General features: G+C 64.5%; 16 protein-coding genes. 14 read left to right on the top strand and 2 right to left on the bottom strand.

Annotation, left to right across the window (positions count from 1 at the left end; all coding sequences use genetic code 11):
• Positions 1-160: 160 nt before the first annotated feature.
• Positions 161-1,048, bottom strand: a complete 888-nt coding sequence (locus tag A9513_RS22515; RefSeq protein ID WP_024763748.1) for a LysR substrate-binding domain-containing protein — start codon at positions 1,046-1,048, stop codon at positions 161-163.
• Between the two features lie 798 nt (positions 1,049-1,846).
• On the opposite strand from A9513_RS22515, the gene A9513_RS22505 reads away from it, so the two are divergent.
• Positions 1,847-3,769: an alkyl/aryl-sulfatase gene (locus A9513_RS22505; RefSeq protein WP_065085673.1), complete on the top strand. Its 1,923-nt coding sequence runs from the start codon at positions 1,847-1,849 to the stop codon at positions 3,767-3,769.
• Between the two features lie 199 nt (positions 3,770-3,968).
• The gene (locus tag A9513_RS22500; RefSeq protein ID WP_037010906.1) at positions 3,969-5,438 is read left to right on the top strand and encodes a sensor domain-containing diguanylate cyclase; all 1,470 of its coding nucleotides are present in this window, start codon (positions 3,969-3,971) and stop codon (positions 5,436-5,438) included.
• On the opposite strand, the gene A9513_RS22495 is transcribed toward A9513_RS22500, so the two are convergent.
• On the bottom strand, positions 5,435-6,061 hold the full coding sequence (locus A9513_RS22495; RefSeq protein WP_037010904.1) for a methylthioribulose 1-phosphate dehydratase: 627 nt from the start codon (positions 6,059-6,061) through the stop codon (positions 5,435-5,437). The genes A9513_RS22500 and A9513_RS22495 overlap by 4 nt on opposite strands.
• Before the next feature lie 288 nt (positions 6,062-6,349).
• On the opposite strand from A9513_RS22495, the gene A9513_RS22490 reads away from it, so the two are divergent.
• The 12 genes from A9513_RS22490 to A9513_RS36580 all read left to right on the top strand — a co-directional run bounded on the left by A9513_RS22490 (position 6,350) and on the right by A9513_RS36580 (position 15,540).
• Entirely contained in the window at positions 6,350-7,270 is a 921-nt protein-coding gene (locus tag A9513_RS22490; protein WP_037010902.1) for an ABC transporter substrate-binding protein, read from the top strand.
• Positions 7,267-8,412: a phosphotransferase enzyme family protein gene (locus A9513_RS22485; protein WP_065085627.1), complete on the top strand. Its 1,146-nt coding sequence runs from the start codon at positions 7,267-7,269 to the stop codon at positions 8,410-8,412. Before A9513_RS22490 ends, A9513_RS22485 begins: the two co-directional genes overlap by 4 nt.
• A 1-nt stretch (position 8,413) precedes the next feature.
• A complete protein-coding gene (locus tag A9513_RS22480) occupies positions 8,414-9,289 on the top strand; it encodes a sulfurtransferase (RefSeq protein WP_065085626.1) in 876 nt (291 codons plus the stop codon).
• Between the two features lie 112 nt (positions 9,290-9,401).
• Entirely contained in the window at positions 9,402-11,573 is a 2,172-nt protein-coding gene (locus A9513_RS22475; RefSeq protein WP_065085625.1) for a TonB-dependent siderophore receptor, read from the top strand.
• Positions 11,574-11,584: 11 nt separating this feature from the next.
• Positions 11,585-12,178: a nicotinamide riboside transporter PnuC gene (gene pnuC, locus A9513_RS22470; RefSeq protein ID WP_065085624.1), complete on the top strand. Its 594-nt coding sequence runs from the start codon at positions 11,585-11,587 to the stop codon at positions 12,176-12,178.
• 8 nt (positions 12,179-12,186) lie between these two features.
• Complete coding sequence (locus tag A9513_RS22465) at positions 12,187-12,933, top strand: UTRA domain-containing protein (RefSeq protein WP_065085623.1); 747 nt, start codon at positions 12,187-12,189, stop codon at positions 12,931-12,933.
• 105 nt (positions 12,934-13,038) lie between these two features.
• The gene (locus tag A9513_RS36185; protein ID WP_089285704.1) at positions 13,039-13,200 is read left to right on the top strand and encodes a hypothetical protein; all 162 of its coding nucleotides are present in this window, start codon (positions 13,039-13,041) and stop codon (positions 13,198-13,200) included.
• 35 nt (positions 13,201-13,235) lie between these two features.
• Complete coding sequence (locus A9513_RS22460; RefSeq protein WP_089285735.1) at positions 13,236-13,832, top strand: helix-turn-helix domain-containing protein; 597 nt, start codon at positions 13,236-13,238, stop codon at positions 13,830-13,832.
• Positions 13,833-14,002: 170 nt separating this feature from the next.
• Complete coding sequence (locus A9513_RS35700) at positions 14,003-14,215, top strand: hypothetical protein (protein ID WP_141678486.1); 213 nt, start codon at positions 14,003-14,005, stop codon at positions 14,213-14,215.
• On the top strand, positions 14,212-14,739 hold the full coding sequence (locus tag A9513_RS35155; RefSeq protein ID WP_083196190.1) for a DUF3304 domain-containing protein: 528 nt from the start codon (positions 14,212-14,214) through the stop codon (positions 14,737-14,739). The genes A9513_RS35700 and A9513_RS35155 overlap by 4 nt, the downstream gene beginning before the upstream one ends.
• Positions 14,740-14,911: 172 nt before the next feature.
• On the top strand, positions 14,912-15,424 hold the full coding sequence (locus A9513_RS35150) for a DUF3304 domain-containing protein (protein WP_083196196.1): 513 nt from the start codon (positions 14,912-14,914) through the stop codon (positions 15,422-15,424).
• Positions 15,412-15,540 carry a hypothetical protein gene (locus A9513_RS36580; protein ID WP_255302882.1) on the top strand — a complete coding sequence of 43 codons (129 nt, stop codon included), beginning with the start codon at positions 15,412-15,414 and terminating at the stop codon, positions 15,538-15,540. Before A9513_RS35150 ends, A9513_RS36580 begins: the two co-directional genes overlap by 13 nt.
• The last annotated feature ends 52 nt before the right edge of the window (positions 15,541-15,592 follow it).

Here is a 15,592-nt window from a genome sequence, read left to right as displayed (position 1 = left end):
ACACCATTGATGAATTTCGCGGAATACCTGAACTGGATTCATCATTCATCTCCACAAACGATGAATTTCCATGCGACGTGGGAGTGGACTCCGTCCGCGAACGGCCACGCTTCACGCCGAATCGCAGACAGCGTCCGCCCCTACGCGATCCCCACCCGCATCAGCTATCAACCAGTTGATCGGTAAACCACTCGATGAAGTCCGCCACCGCCGGCTTTTCCAGACGCAAACGCTCGCAGACCAGGGCGTACTGCCCCAGGGAGGTGATCTGCGCGGCGAAGGGCCGGACCAGCCGGCCGCTGGCCAGGTCCTCGGCGCTGGTGAGGTTGTCGCCGATGGCCACGCCCTGCCCGCGCACCGCCGCCTCCATGGTCAGCCCGGCGTGGCCGAGGTAGACGTGCCGGCTGGGGCGGATGTCGCTGGCATGGGTGGTCAGCCAGGCAGTCCAGGATTTGCCGTCCTGATCGTCGTGCAGCAGGCAATGCCGCGCCAGGTCACGCGGATGCTTAAGCGGCGACTGGTTGAACAGGCTGGGGCTGCACACCGGGAAGAACTGCAGGGTCGGCAACGGCCGCACGAAATAGCTGCTCGCGTCTGCCGGGCCGGTACCGTAGGTGATCGCCAGGTCGATCTCCGCGGCTGGCCCCGCTGCCTCCAGCGGCTGTTCGTGCAGGTGCAGGACGATCTCCGGGTAGCGTTCGGCGAAATCCGCCAGCCTGCCCACCAGCCACTTCTGCGCCAGCTCGACCGTCACCGCCACATGCAGCTGGGCCTGGGACCCGGGATCGCGCAGCTCGTCGCACGCCGTGCCGATCAGCTCGAAGGCCTGTTGCAGGCTGTGCAGCAGGCGTCGCGCCTGGGGAGTGGGCTGCACCTGGCGACCCCGGCGCTCGAACAGCGTCGCCCCCAGTTGCTCTTCCAGCTGGCGAATCTGGTGGCTGACCGCACTGTCGGTGACACACAGTTCGGCGGCGGCGCGGCCGAAGTGCGCGTGGCGGGCAGCGGACTCGAAGGTACGCAGGGCGGTAAGCGAAGGCAGGCGGCGCATGGGCGGAGCATCTTTTCGAAAAGGCGGCCGGCATGCTGACCGACACGCCGGGCCAGATGCAAGGCAGATCCTGCCGACACCTCGCGAAACGCCACCCGCGGCAGGAGTGATTCAATTCATGACGGCCGCCACTCTGTGAAAGCTCACTGCATTCCGCGAAACGGCGTCAACGCCGCGACCGCAGCCCGTTGCAACATGCAGATTGGATACGCTTCGTGCCCGCTGTTGTGTCGTGCAGGGCACATTGATCGCGTCTCGCAGCAAAAACCCGGTTGCATATCCCGTATCGCAATCTAGGCTCATCTGCACCCACGGATCCTGCACGGGACTAGGGCCAGCTGTCTCCAGGCCGGATTCGCAACGAATGCCATTCAACTGCCCGCAGGCGGTGAATGCCCGTCAGGGACCGGCAGGGGATGCTCGATGACAGCATGCGTACCAGGCGCAAAGAGGATCGACCGCGCCAGTATTGCGACATCACTTTGTATCCTATTTCCGGCACGGTCGCCGCGACCGGCATCTGGATGGACCAGGCCAGGCGTGAAGGCGCGTGCCTTGCCAACGCCCCGGCATGCTGATGAGCGACCTGGCCCCCCTATGCAGCGCACATGAGGCCCCGAAACCCGATGCAGTGAACACCCAAAACTCGCTGGCAGTTACCTCGAAGGGTACAGCGCATCAAGCAAGAAGGAGCTTGAAATGAAACTGATCGCGCAATCTTCGAATGCAATGGATGGCCAGGGAGCTGCCAGGCTGTGGAAATTCAGCTCATCGTTCTTGTTGGCGGCGGCCATTTCCATGACCACCCAGGCCTGGGCCGCCGAACAGCCGAAACCGGCTACCGATGCCACCAAAGCCGCCAATGACGCGTTGCTCCAGGAGCTGCCGTTCAACGACAAGACCTCGTTCGAACTGGCTCACAAGGGATTCATCGCGCCCCTGCCCACCGAGCCGATCAAAGGCGAAAAGGGCAACATGATCTGGGACCCGGCCAAGTACAACTTCATCAAGGAAGGCGAAGCCGCGCCGGCCACCACCAACCCCAGCCTGTGGCGGCAATCGCAGCTGATCAACATCTCCGGCCTGTTCGAAGTCACCGACGGCATCTACCAGGTGCGCAACTACGACCTGTCGAACATGACCATCGTCGAAGGCAAGAGCGGCATCACCATCTTCGACCCGCTGATCTCCAGCGAGACCGCCAAGGCAGCGCTCGACCTCTACTACGCGCACCGGCCGAAAAAACCAGTGGTCGCGGTGATCTACACCCACAGCCACGTCGACCACTACGGCGGCGTGCGCGGCGTGGTCGACGAGAAGGATGTGAAGGCCGGCAAGGTGAAGATCTACGCGCCGCTGGGCTTCCTCGAACACGCCGTGGCGGAGAACGTCATGGCCGGCACCGCGATGAGCCGCCGCGCCAGCTACATGTACGGCAACCTGCTGCCGCCCAGCGAAACCGGCCAGCTCGGCGCCGGCCTGGGCACCACCACCTCGGCCGGCACCGTGACCCTGATCCCGCCGACCGACATCATCTCCAAGACCGGCGAGAAGCGCGTCATCGACGGCCTCACCTACGAGTTCCTCTACGCGCCGGGCAGCGAGGCGCCGGCCGAGATGATGTACTACATCAAGGAGAAGAAGGCCCTCAACACCGCCGAGGACTCCACCCACACCCTGCACAACACCTACTCACTGCGCGGCGCGAAGATCCGTGAGCCGCTGCCCTGGTCCAAGTACCTCAACGAGGCGCTGAAGATGTGGGGCGACGACGTCCAGGTGATGTACGCCATGCACCACTGGCCGATCTGGGGCAACAAGGAAGTGCGCGATCAGCTTTCCTCGCAGCGCGACATGTACCGCTACATCAACGACGAGACCCTGCGCCTGGCCAACAAGGGCCTGACCATGACCGAGATCGCCGAGCAGGTGAAACTGCCCAAGGGCATCGCCGATCGCTTCTCCAACCGCGGCTACTACGGCTCGCTGAACCACAACGTCAAGGCCACCTACGTGCTCTACCTGGGCTGGTTCATCGGCAACCCCGCCACCCTTTGGGAACTGCCGCCCGAAGAGGAAGCCAAGCGCTACGTCGACATGATGGGCGGCGCCGACGCCGTGCTGAAGAAGGCCAAGGACTACTACGACAAGGGTGACTTCCGCTGGGTGGCCGAGGTGGTCAACCACGTGGTCTTCGCCGACCCGAACAACCAGGCGGCGAAGAACCTGCAGGCCGATGCACTGGAACAGCTCGGCTACCAGGCCGAGAGCGGCCCATGGCGCAACTTCTACCTGACCGGCGCGCAGGAGTTGCGCAACGGCGTACAGAAGCTGCCGACCCCGGACACCGCCAGCCCCGATACCGTCAAGGCGATGGATCTGGACCTGTTCTTCGACTACCTGGCCATGCGCCTGAAGGGGCCTGAAGTCGCGGACAAGCACATCACCCTCAACTTCGACTTTACCGACCTGAAGCAGAAGTACACCCTGGAAATGGTCAACGGCGTGCTCAATCACACCGAAGGCGCGCAGGCGAAAGATGCCGACGCCACCATCACCCTGACCCGCGACACCCTGAACAAGCTGATGCTCAAGCAGACCACGCTGAAGGACGCGGAAGGCTCGGGCGAGCTCAAGGTGCAGGGCGACCAGGGCAAGCTGGACGAGCTGATGGGCTACATGGACAGCTTCGACTTCTGGTTCAACATCGTCACGCCGTGACCTGGCGGTAACCCACAGGCCAGCGGCAACCCCGCTGGCCTTTCTTCCATGGCCAAACCTGCAGGACTGGGCCATCGCGCTGATCCGGCGACACAAACCGATCCGCTACCGCCGGACAATCCGCCCGTTAGCTGCTATATGCCTTGAGGCACGCGCTGCGGCGCGGCCCCTCTTCTTGCGCCTTCGTATGGATACCGGCATGCCGATCCACCGCTCCAGCACCCTCCTGGCCAGTAGCCTGGGCCTGACGGCCGCCATCAGCGCCCTGTCGCTCTGGGCCATCCTGGAGATGCGCCACGATGCGCTGGAAGTCGCCAGTGCCAATGGCCATAACATCGCCCTGCTGGTGCAGCGCGACATCCAGCGCAACCTCGACCTCTACGACATGACTTTGATGGCAGTGGTCCACGCCCATGCCCAGCCCGAAGTGCGTGCGCTCTCCGGCGAAGTGCGCGAGTCGCTGCTCAAGGACTACACCGCACCGACCCATGGCATGGGCTCGGTATTCATCACCAACGCCCAGGGCGTGGCCACCTTCAATTTCGGCAAGGAGATTCCGGAGCGCATCGATCTCTCCGGGCGCGAATACTTCCAGGCGCAGCGCGAGGCCAAAGGCAACCAGCTGTACATCGGCCACCCTTACATTCCCTACTCCAGCAACGCCCGCAGCAGCATCGCACTGAGCCGCCGACTGGAGCGCGAGGACGGCAGCTTCGCCGGAGTGGTCGGCGCCAACCTGGAGCTGAACTACTTCCGCGAACTGTTCAGCGGGCTGAACCTGGGCGAAGGCGGCACCGTCAGCCTGCACATGCGCGACGGCACCCTGCTGGCGCGCTGGCCCGATTCGCCGCCTGCCGGAACACTGGCCGGAGCCTTCGAACGCTACCTGGCCAGCGGCGAGGAAACCTTCTTCGATGTCGGTAGCGACGGCGAAACACGCTGGCATGACTTCCGCCCGGTGGAAGGCTACCCACTGGTGTTCAGCGTCGCCCTGCCGTCGGCGGAAATCTACGAGGACTGGTACTGGCGCGGCGGATTGATCGCCCTGCTGGGTCTCGCGCTGGATGGCACGGTGATCGGCCTGGCACTGATCGCCCTGCGCCAGATGCGCCAGCGCGACCGCAAGGAAGCCGAGTTGCAGATGGCGGCCAGCACCGATCCGCTGACCGGGCTGAACAACCGCCGCGCCTTCGACCTGCGCGCCGGCCACGAGTGGTCGCGTTACCAGCGCAGCGGTGCGGCACTGTCGGTAATGCTCATGGATATCGACAAGTTCAAGGCCTACAACGACCACTACGGCCACCCCGCCGGCGATGCGGCGCTCAGGACCGTGGCCCAGGTGATCGCCGAGTGGACCCGGCGCCCGAGCGATTGCGCGGCGCGCTTCGGTGGTGAGGAGTTCGTCATATTGCTGGGCGACAGCGACGAAGCCGACGCGTTGGCGCTGGCCGAACACATCCGCGCCAGCCTGCAGGAGCTCGCCGTTTTGCACGAGCACGGCCCGCTGGGAGTACTCACCCTGAGCATCGGCGTCGCCAGCACCTCGCGCTTCAGCCCGGTCAACTGGGCCGAACTGCTGCAATCTGCCGACAGCGCGCTGTACCAGGCAAAGAATGGCGGGCGCAACCGTGTGGTGGGCTTCCGCCCAGTCGAGGTCGAATCCTCCTAGCTGCGGGCGCCACGCAGGCTCAGCACCTTCAGCTCGCACTCGAACAGGAACTCGAACGCCTCCACCTGGCGCAGCGCATCGCTCATGCGTGCGCCCCAGGTGTACAGGCCATGCCCGCGAATCAGGTAGCCGGGGCAATCCGGGTGCGCATCCAGCCAGGGTTGCACCTTGGCCGCCAGGCGGGCGATGTCCTGGTCGTTGTCGAAGATGGGCACGATGACTCGGCCTTCGTGGGTGGTAACCCCGGAAAAGGCCTTCTGCAATTCGTAGTCTTCCAGCTCCAGGCGGTCGCCCGCGGTCAGGCGCGACAGCACGGTGGCGTTCACCGAGTGGGTGTGCAGCACCGCGCCGATCTCCGGGCGCCAGGCATAGAGCTGCGTGTGCAGCAGGGTTTCCGCCGAGGGCTTCTTGCCCGGTTCGAGACTGTTGCCGTCCAGATCGGTCTCCAGCACATCGTCCTCGCCGAGCTGGCCCTTGTGCTTGCCCGAAACGGTCAGCAGCGCACGGTCGGCGGCCAGGCGCGCCGAGTAATTGCTGCTGGTGGCCGGCGACCAGCCACGACCGTAGAGGAAGCGGCCGGCGTCGATGATCTGCCGGGTGAGTTGCTGGCGGGTGTGGGTCATGCGAACGCCGGTGCTGTTGGAAGAGGCCGCCACTCTAGCCATGCTCACCTGCAGCTAGAAATACCTTAATCGCATGAGGTCATAACTCGCGCACGCCCGCGCCAGAGCGATCCATCGCCGCGACGGCACTTGGCGCACAGCTATCTGCTCGCCGCCCGCTGCCAGGGAGTTATTATTCGCTAAGGTTATAAAAACCTGTGAAATTCATATTGGTATATACCAATTGTTCTGCCTTGCAATACGCCCCATCGCAGTCATCGGCCGCTGGCCGTTTTGGAGAAAGGCTTCATGTTCGCCCTGAGGGTCATGCTCGAATACTTCCACCCCTGGCCCAATTCGGCCGGCTTCTACCTCGCCCGCGAACGCGGCTGGTACCTCGAGGCGGGGCTGGACGTGGAACTGGTGGTGCACGACCCCTACCACGGCGACACCCTCGACCACCTGATGCGCGGCGCCGCCGCGTTCGGCGTGTTCCCCAGCAATCGCCTGCTGGTGCGCCGTGAACTCGGCCAGCCACTGATCGGCGTGGCGGCGATCAACCATCGCGGCCTGGAATCGATACAGACCCTCACCGACAGCGGCATCCGTCGCCCCCGTGACCTGCAGGGCAAGCGCCTGGCGCTCAACCCGACGCCGCGCGGCCTGGCCATGGTGCGCCACCTGGTGAGCCAGGACGGCGGCGACCCCGATGCGGTGGAACTGGTGGACGCCGGCTTTCGCGAGCTGCGCCCCGAAGATCTGGACGCCGGCCTGGCCGATGCCAGCTTCGGCGGCTACTGGGCCTGGGAAGCGCTGCTGCCAAGCCCCATCGCCGATGAGCGCCGCGTGGTGCTGCCGGTGGACGAGATCGGCGCCCCGCCCTACCACAGCTATCTGCTGGGCGCGCGCGAGGACTGGCTCGATGCCAACCCCGACATCGCGCGGCGTTTCCTCGCTGTCACCGCACGCGGTTTTCTCGCCGCAGCAGCGGAGCCAGAGGCCGCATTACCAGTCTACGAACGCACCATTCCCTACTTTCCCCACGCAATGCTGGCAGAATCCCTGCGGCGCATCGCGCCCAGCTGGCTGCATCAGGGCCACTGGGGCGAACAGCGCGAAGAACTGCTGCAGCCCTACGCCCAGTGGCTGCATGAATACGGCGTGCTGCGCGACCCGGAAGTCTGGCGCGGCGCCACCAGCAATGCCTGGCAAGTGGAGACCCCAGCATGACGAAACGCCTGAGCCACGGCATGGGCCTGGAACCGGTGGAAGCCGACTGGCCGGCGCTGACCGAAGCGGAGGTCGCCGCCCTGCTGCAAGACTTCCCGCAGGCCGGTGGCGAAGTCCGCCTGACCTGGCACAGCCCGCGGCCGTTCTCCGCCGCCGCATTGGTGGAAACCGCCAACGGCCCGCTGTTCGTCAAGCGCCATCACCCGAGCGTGCGCACGGCTGACTGGCTTGAGGAGGAGCACGCGCTCCTCGATCACCTGGCCCGCCACGGCGCGCCGGTCGCGCAGGTATTGCGGGATAGCCACGGCCGCAGCGCCATCGAACGGGACGGCTGGACCTATGAAGTCCACCAGAAGGCGGAAGGCCTCGACCTGTACCGCGACGCATTGTCCTGGACGCCGTTCCAGCACAATGCCCACGCCTTTGCGGCCGGCGCCGCACTGGCGAAACTGCACCGCGCTGCGGAAGGTTTCAATGCGCCTTCGCGCAGCGCCAGCGTACTGGTCAGCAACCTCAACCTGTTCGGCGCGCCGGACCCGTTGGCCGCCATCGAAGCGACCTTCGCCCAGGCACCCGCCCTCGCCGAGTACCTGCAAGCACGCCCCTGGAGGGAAACGTTCAGCGAACTGCACCTTCCGCGGCAACGGGAACTACTGCCCTACCTGCAACGCCAGCCGGCACTCTGGACGCATAACGACTGGCATGCCTCCAACCTGTTGTGGAGCGAGGATAGCCCGCAGGCGCAGGTGGTCTCGGTGCTGGATTTCGGCCTGAGCGACCGCAGCTTCGCGCTGTTCGACCTGGCCACCGCCATCGAGCGCAATCTGGTGCCCTGGCTGGAGCTGGACCAGGGCCGCGCCGCCGTCGCCGACCTCGATGCACTGGACGCCCTGCTGCAGGGCTACGCCAGCGTGCGCCCGCTCGGTCGCGATGACCTGCTCGCCCTTGCCGCGCTGCTGCCGCTGGTGCACGCGGATTTCGCGCTGTCCGAGGTCATCTACTTCCACGGCATCCTCGGCTCGGCCGAGAGCGCTTCGCTGGCCTACGACAACTACCTGATCGGCCATACCCGCTGGTTCCTCGACGCCGAAGGCCAGCGCTTGCAGAACCATATCCGCCAACTGGCCGCGAAGGTGAAATGAGATGAGCGAACCGCTGGTCACCGCGCACTGGCTGGCCGCCGCGCTGGACAACCCTCGCCTGTGCCTGCTGGACGCCAGCGTGGAACTGGCGGCCCCCGAATTCGATGGCGACTACCGCGTAAAGAGCGGCCACGACGGCTGGCTCGCCGGGCACATCCGCGGCGCACGCCATGCCGACCTGCTGGACGAGCTGGCCGATCCGCAAGCCTCCTGCAGCTTCGCCCTGCCCGATCCACAAGTGGCGCAGGACGCCCTGCAGGCACTCGGGGTCGGCGACGACTCGCTGGTGGTGATCTATGACCGCAGCGACGGTTTCTGGGCTGCGCGCCTGTGGTGGATGTTGCGCAGCCTGGGCATTGATGCAGCCGTGCTGGATGGGGGACTACGCGCCTGGATCGCCGCCGGATATTCGCTGGAGCAAGGCGAATCTTCCCAGACGGGAAACGGGACGCTGTCGGCCCCGGCGCAGTACCGGGACGGCTTCTGGATCGACCGCCACGACGTCGAGAAAGTCGTCGCGGGAGAGTCTCCTGGCACACTGGTCTGCGCCCTGTCCGCCGCCCTCTTCGACGGCAGCGCCGTCACCCGTTACGCGCGCCGTGGGCACATCCCCGGCAGCAGCAACCTGCCCGCGCGCAGCCTGTTCGACGACGACGGCCGCTACCGGCGCGGCGCGGCGCTGAGGGAAGCGCTCGCCGGGCTGCACCAGGTCGAACCACCCTTGCTGCTGTACTGCGGCGGGGGCATCTCCGCCGCCGCCCTCGCCCTGGCGCTGACGCTCGCCGGGGAAACACGGGTCGCGATCTACGACGGCTCGCTGCAGGAGTGGGCCGCAGAGCCCTCGCTGCCATTGACCACCGGAGCAGCTCCGGCCTGACCGCCCGTTCGCGGGCACTCACGTTTCATATCCAAGGCCATCCGTTTCGCACGGGAGGGGCTCGGCCCCGTGCATTCCCGGCGCACGCCCCGGCGATTTTCAGGAGCGTTCCATGCAGTACCTGCCGCGCCCAGCGCGCACGCGATTTCCCCTCAGCCTGCTGACCCTGGCCGTGCTGCTGGCCAGCGGCCCCGGCCACGCCGAAGACGCCACGACCCTGGACACCGTGACGGTGATCGGCCACGACACCGAGAGCTACGCCAGCGGCCGCGCGTCGGTCGGCGGCTTCGGCGAGGCACCGTTGCTCGATACGCCCGCCTCCATCTCGGTGTTCAACCAGGCGCTGCTCAAGGACCAGCAGGCACGCCTGCTCAGCGATGTGCTGAAGAACGACGCCTCCACCGGCGAGGCCTACGCACCGGTGGGCTACTACGAGAACTTCGAGATCCGCGGCTACTCGCTCAACGCCGCCAGCAGCTACAAGATCAACGGCCGCACCATCACCGGCGAGCAGAACGTGGCGCTGGAGAACAAGGAGCAGGTCGAAGTGCTCAAGGGCTTGTCCGGCCTTCAGAGCGGCGTGTCCGAGCCCGGCGGGGTGATCAACTACGTCACCAAGCGCCCGCAGGACGTGCGCTCGGTGACGCTGGGCACCGACGATGAGGGTGGCCGCTACGTCGCCACCGACGTCGGCGCCTGGCTGGATAGCGAGCAGACCGTCGGCGTGCGGGTCAACCTCGCCCACGACGACCTGCGCTCCTATATCGATCACACCGACGGCCAGCGCGACTTCGCCTCCCTGGCACTGGACTGGAACCTCTCGCCCAACGCCCTCTGGCAATTCGACGCCGAATACCAGAACCGTCGCCAGCCCTCGGCACCCGGCTACCAGTTGCTCGGCGGTGCGCAGCTGCCCCACGACATCGACCCGCACGACCGCATCGGCTACCAGAGCTGGGCCGACCCGGTGCGCATCGAATCGCTGAACCTCAATACGCGCTTCGAGTACCGCTTCGACGACGCCTGGACCGGCACCCTCAGCGCCTCGCGCAGCAAGGTGGTGATCGACGACTACAGCGCCTTCCCCTGGGGCTGCTACGGCGCGGCCAGCTGCGCCGATTCCGCCGTGCCGAACTACTTCAGCCCCGAAGGCGACTACGACCTCTACGACTTCCGCAGCCCCGACGACACCCGCCGCAACGACGAACTGGAAGCCGCCCTGCACGGCCAGTTTGCCACCGGCTGGCTGCGCCACGAGCTGACTGTCGGCACCTCGGCCTTCCGCCGTGTGCTGGACAGCCGCCCGGAGCTCAACGAGTGGGTCGGCACCGGCAACATCTATACCGGCATCGGCGCCGTGGAGCCTTTCGACGGCGAGCCCGGCCACAGCTACCGCCACCTCGACAGCCGCCAGTACGGCCTGTTCGCCAGCGACCGCCTCTCCTTCAATGACCAATGGCAGGTCGTGCTGGGCGGGCGCCAAGTGCGCCTGGACGAGCGCACCTTCGACAGCGAGGGCGACACCACCCGGCATACCCGCCGCGCGGAGTTCCTGCCCAACGGCGCGGTGATCTTCAAGCCGCGTGCGGACATCTCCATCTACGGCAGCTACAGCAAGGGCCTGTCCCTGGGCGGCGAGGCACCCTGGTTTGCCAGCAACGCCGGCGACACCCTGGCGCCCACCTCCTCGCGCCAGGTGGAATTGGGCATCAAGCAGGAGCTGGCCGGCTTCGACTGGAGCGCCGCGCTGTTCCAGATCCACCAGGCCTACCAGTTCGCCCGGCCCAACGGCGACGGCAGCTTCACCTACGTGCAGCAAGGCCAGCAGAAGAACAGCGGGCTGGAGTTGTCCGCCAGTGGCCGGGTAACCTCCGCGCTGCAATTGAGCGGCAGCCTCGCGGCGATCCGTTCGCGGGTGGTGAACAGCGGCACGGACGATTACGAAGGCCACCAGGCGATCAATGTCCCGCGCCTGCGCGCGAGCCTGCAGGCGGACTACGCGCTGGCCGAAGTGCCGGGGCTTTCGCTGCTGGGCGCGGCGCGCTACAGCGGCGCCAAATATGCTGACCGCGATGGCGCAGTAGAAGTCGGCGGCTACACCGTGTATGACGCCGGCGCACGCTTCAGCACCCGCATCGGCGACTACCCGACCGTGCTGCGGCTGAGCGTCGACAACCTGTTCGACAAGCGCTACTGGCGCGATGTCGGTGAATATTTCGGCGACGGCTACCTGTTCCAGGGTGCGCCGCGCACGGCTCGCCTGACGGCGAGCGTCAACTTCTGAGGTAAGCGCGAATGTCTACTCTGGAAATCGTCGCGGTGATCGTCAACGTGCTCGGGGTCTGGCTCACCGCAAGGCGCATCCGCTGGTGCTGGCCGGTGAACGTGGTGGCGGTGCTGCTCTACGCCTGGATCTTCTTCAGCGTGAAGCTCTACTCCGACATGCTCCTGCAACTGGTCTTCGTGGTCCTGCAGTTCTACGGCTGGTGGCAGTGGAGCAAGGGTGGCAGCGACCACGGCAAGGTGCGCGTCGAACGCCTGCCCCCCTCCACCGCTATCACCAGCTGCCTGGCCGGTGCCGTGGGCGCCTTCGCCCTGGGCTGGGCGATGCACACCCACACCGACGCCGCCCTGCCCTGGATGGACGCCGCGCTGACCGCCTTCAGCCTGGTGGCGAGCTTCTGGGCGGCGCGCAAATACGTCGCCAGCTGGTGGCTGTGGATCATCCTCGACGTGCTCTACACCGGGGTCTTCCTGTACAAGGCGCTGTACCTCACCGCCGGGCTCTACGCCGGCTTCGTGGTGCTGGCGATCTACGGCCTGCTGGCCTGGCAACGCGAGCTGCATGACGAACCGCCCAGCGCTCCGGCACTGGCCGGCAACTCCTGAGGACCGCCATGCTCTACCAGGCCATCCCGCCGCACTACGCGCGTATCCGCGACCAGTTGGCCGCGGACATCGCCCAGGGGCGCTTCCTCGCCGGGCAGAAGCTGCCGCCCGAGCGCGACCTCGCCGAGCGCTTCGAATGCACCCGCGTGACCCTGCGCCAGGCCCTGCAACAGCTGGAAACCGAGGGTCTGATCTACCGCGAGAACCGCCGTGGCTGGTACCTCAGCCCGCCACGCATCGACTACGACCCGACGCGGCTGGTCAGCTTCATGGACTACGTGCGCCTGCAAGGCCGTGAGCCGATGACCGAATGCCTGAGCGCCGAACGCCGCCGCGCCGGCGCCTGGCTGGCCGCGCGGATGAACCTCCCCTCGCCGGACGAGCCCGTCTTCCGCCTGCACCGCCGCCGGCTGATCGACGGCCGCCCGGTGCTGGTGGAGATCAACACCCTGCTCGCCAGCTGGTGTCCCGACCTGCTCGACACGCGCCTGGACCGCTCGCTGACCACCTTGCTGCGCGAGCGCTTCGGCAAGGTGCAGACGCGCTGCACGCTGAACCTGCGCCTGGGCACGGTCAACGACGATCACGCCGAACTGCTGCAACTGGCCTCCGGCGCCAGCAACCTGGTGCTGGAACGCCTGAACTACGCCGAGGACGGCCTGCTGGTGGAATTCGACCAGGAATTCTGGCGGCCGGATGCGGTGTCCGTGGCGGTCCAGGCGGATTTTCCGTCACGACCGCTTATAGCCGAATAAGTAATTAACAAATGCTAATTCAGTATTTCTGGTTCTAACAGGATCAACGCTAGGCTAGCTCCAACTCACCACTAACGGCTTGTCCCAAAGCCTTCTGGAGCCGCCATGGACCGCACCGACAACATCATCGACCTCGCCCGCCACCGCACGCGCCGTCAGGCACGCCGCCAGGCCGAGCTGATGTGGATGCTGTATGCCCAACGGGCCGGCTACGACGCCTTGCAGATCGTCCAGCAGAGCCGCGACAGCGGCCGCCGCGAGGCCTGATCGTGGGCCTGTCGCTTTCCACGGAGCTGCCGGCCGTGGAGTTCGACGCCACGCCCGGCACCACCGAAGACCCCATCGGCGAGCGGGTCGCCAGCAACCTGCTGCGCCTGCGCGCCAAGCGCAACCTCTCCCTCGATGGTCTGGCCCGCCTTTGCGGCGTGAGCCGCACCATGCTCGCGCAGATCGAGTCCGGCCGCAGCGTCCCGTCGATCAAGGTACTGTGCAAGATCGCCCAGGGCCTGAAAGTCTCGGTTGCCGCCTTCCTCGACGACCGCGCCTTCGACGGCGTGGCCGTGCTGCCCGCGCGCGACAGCAAACGCCTGGTCAGCGGCGACGGCGCCTTCGTCAGCCGCGCACTGTTCCCCTTCGACGTCTCGCGCCAGGTGGAATTCTACGAACTGCGCCTCAAGGGCCTGGCCATCGAACACTCCACCGGCCATGCGCCGGGCACCCAGGAAAACCTGGTAGTCGCCCAGGGCGTGCTGGAAATCAGCGTCAACGAAGAACGCTTCCTCCTCGGCACCGGCGACTCCATCCTGTTCTACGCCGACCAGCCGCACAGCTACCGGAATCCGGCGGATAGCGAGGCAGTGGCGTATCTGGTGACGACCTATGCGGAGCGGTTGGACTGACGCCAACGCAGACCAAAAAAGGGGCGCCTCAGGCGCCCCTTTTTCTTTGCTTGACCAATCCGTGCAAGTCTTTCTGACGCCCGATCAGACAACTAATCCAGACTGATCTGAATGACAAGCCTGGGGAAATGCTGCTGGGATGTGCGCTCACGCGGAACGGACTCCCTCAAATGCCCAACCAATCCCGTCGTGTTCTCAACGACTCCCGCCCCGACCTTGGTCCTATTAACGCCAATCATCTATTTATGGGCTTGGCGTTTGCTTACTCCATAAAAGCGAAAAAAGAAAACAAGCCTATCTCGGCAGAAACAGCTTACCTGGCAAATAAAAACAGAAAGCATCTTCCTTTTCGGCAATTTAACAAACTAAGGAATCTGCCATGAAGAAGGGTTTCAAAAGGAACCTGCTAAGACCATGGTTATGGTTTCTACTGACCATTGCATTAATCGGCTGCTCTGCGGCGGATAGCAAGAATGAAACGGCCGCTGGAAATATACAGGCCATCAACCACACCACCCATGGCATCAACTGGCTAAAAGTCAATGGCTATGGGGCTGATGGTGGTGGCGGGCGTTCTTGTTGCATCGTCATGCCGGTCAAATGGCGGCCGGGTTTGAAAGCGCATATCGAGTGGGAGGTTGATCCTGAACCGTATGGTTATTCCAAGTGGCCTACAGATACTGAAGGCTATCGAGCGGCGATGGAAAAACATAGGGCTAATTACAAGCGCTACAGCGAAACCGTTGATATCCCTGAATGGCCAGGCACAGAGTCCTGTGATCTCAAGGTGCACTTCCTRGTTTGCAATCAGGTCAAGGTGACAACTTCCTGCTGGGTGACGTGGAGCCCTAATTACCCAATACAGGAGCCAGATCAAATGAAGGAGCCAGCCGTATGTCCGAAGTAAAAAAAGAAAAGAAGTAAGTGGACAAGGTCTGGGTGCCGCCGGTATTTCCCGTGGCTGGGCGTTTGCCTACCGATCCACGGCTGATTTCGGATAACAGAGAAAAGTCACTTCGGTGTGAAGGTGGTTTCTGTCTGCTATCCCCGGTTAAACCAAGGAGCTTGCGGTGAAGGATATGAGAATAACGCTAGTGATGCGCTTGTGGTTGGGCTTGACAAGTCTAGCCCTGGCGGCCTGCTCTTCGGCCGATAATGACAATGAAACGGCCGCTGGAAATATACAGGCCATCAACCATACCACCCATGGCATCAACTGGCTGAAGGTGAATGGCTATGGGGCAGATGGTGGGGGCGGGCGCTCTTGTTGCATCGTGATGCCGGTCAAATGGCGGCCTGGATTGAAAGCACATATCGAGTGGGAGGTTGATCCTGATCCATATGCAGATGCTCCGCCACTTGGTTCCGATGAGTTTAGGGCTTTTATGGCTGAGCATAAAAAAAACTATAGGCACTACAACGAAACCGTTGATATTCCAGAATGGCCCGGTACAGAGTCCTGTGACCTCAAGGTGCACTTCCTAGTTTGCAATCAGGTCAAGGTGACAACTTCCTGCTGGGTGACGTGGAGCCCTAATTACCCAATACAGGAGCCAGATCAAATGAAGGAGCCTGCCGTATGTCCGAAGTAAAAAAAGTGAAAGACAAGGTGTGGGTTCCGCCAGTATTTCCCATGGCGGGGCGTTTGCCTACCGAAAAATTGGTGGGGCGGTTGCAGAAGCTGAGTGCAACACGGTTACTGGATTGAAGCAGGTGCATCATGCTGCAACGCCACTACCTCTGTCATGACCTCAATCGGG

It is taken from the genome of Pseudomonas sp. AU12215, assembly GCF_001675465.2.
In the GTDB taxonomy this organism is placed as follows: domain Bacteria; phylum Pseudomonadota; class Gammaproteobacteria; order Pseudomonadales; family Pseudomonadaceae; genus Pseudomonas; species Pseudomonas nitroreducens.
This window is presented reverse-complemented; position numbering and strand designations above follow the sequence as displayed.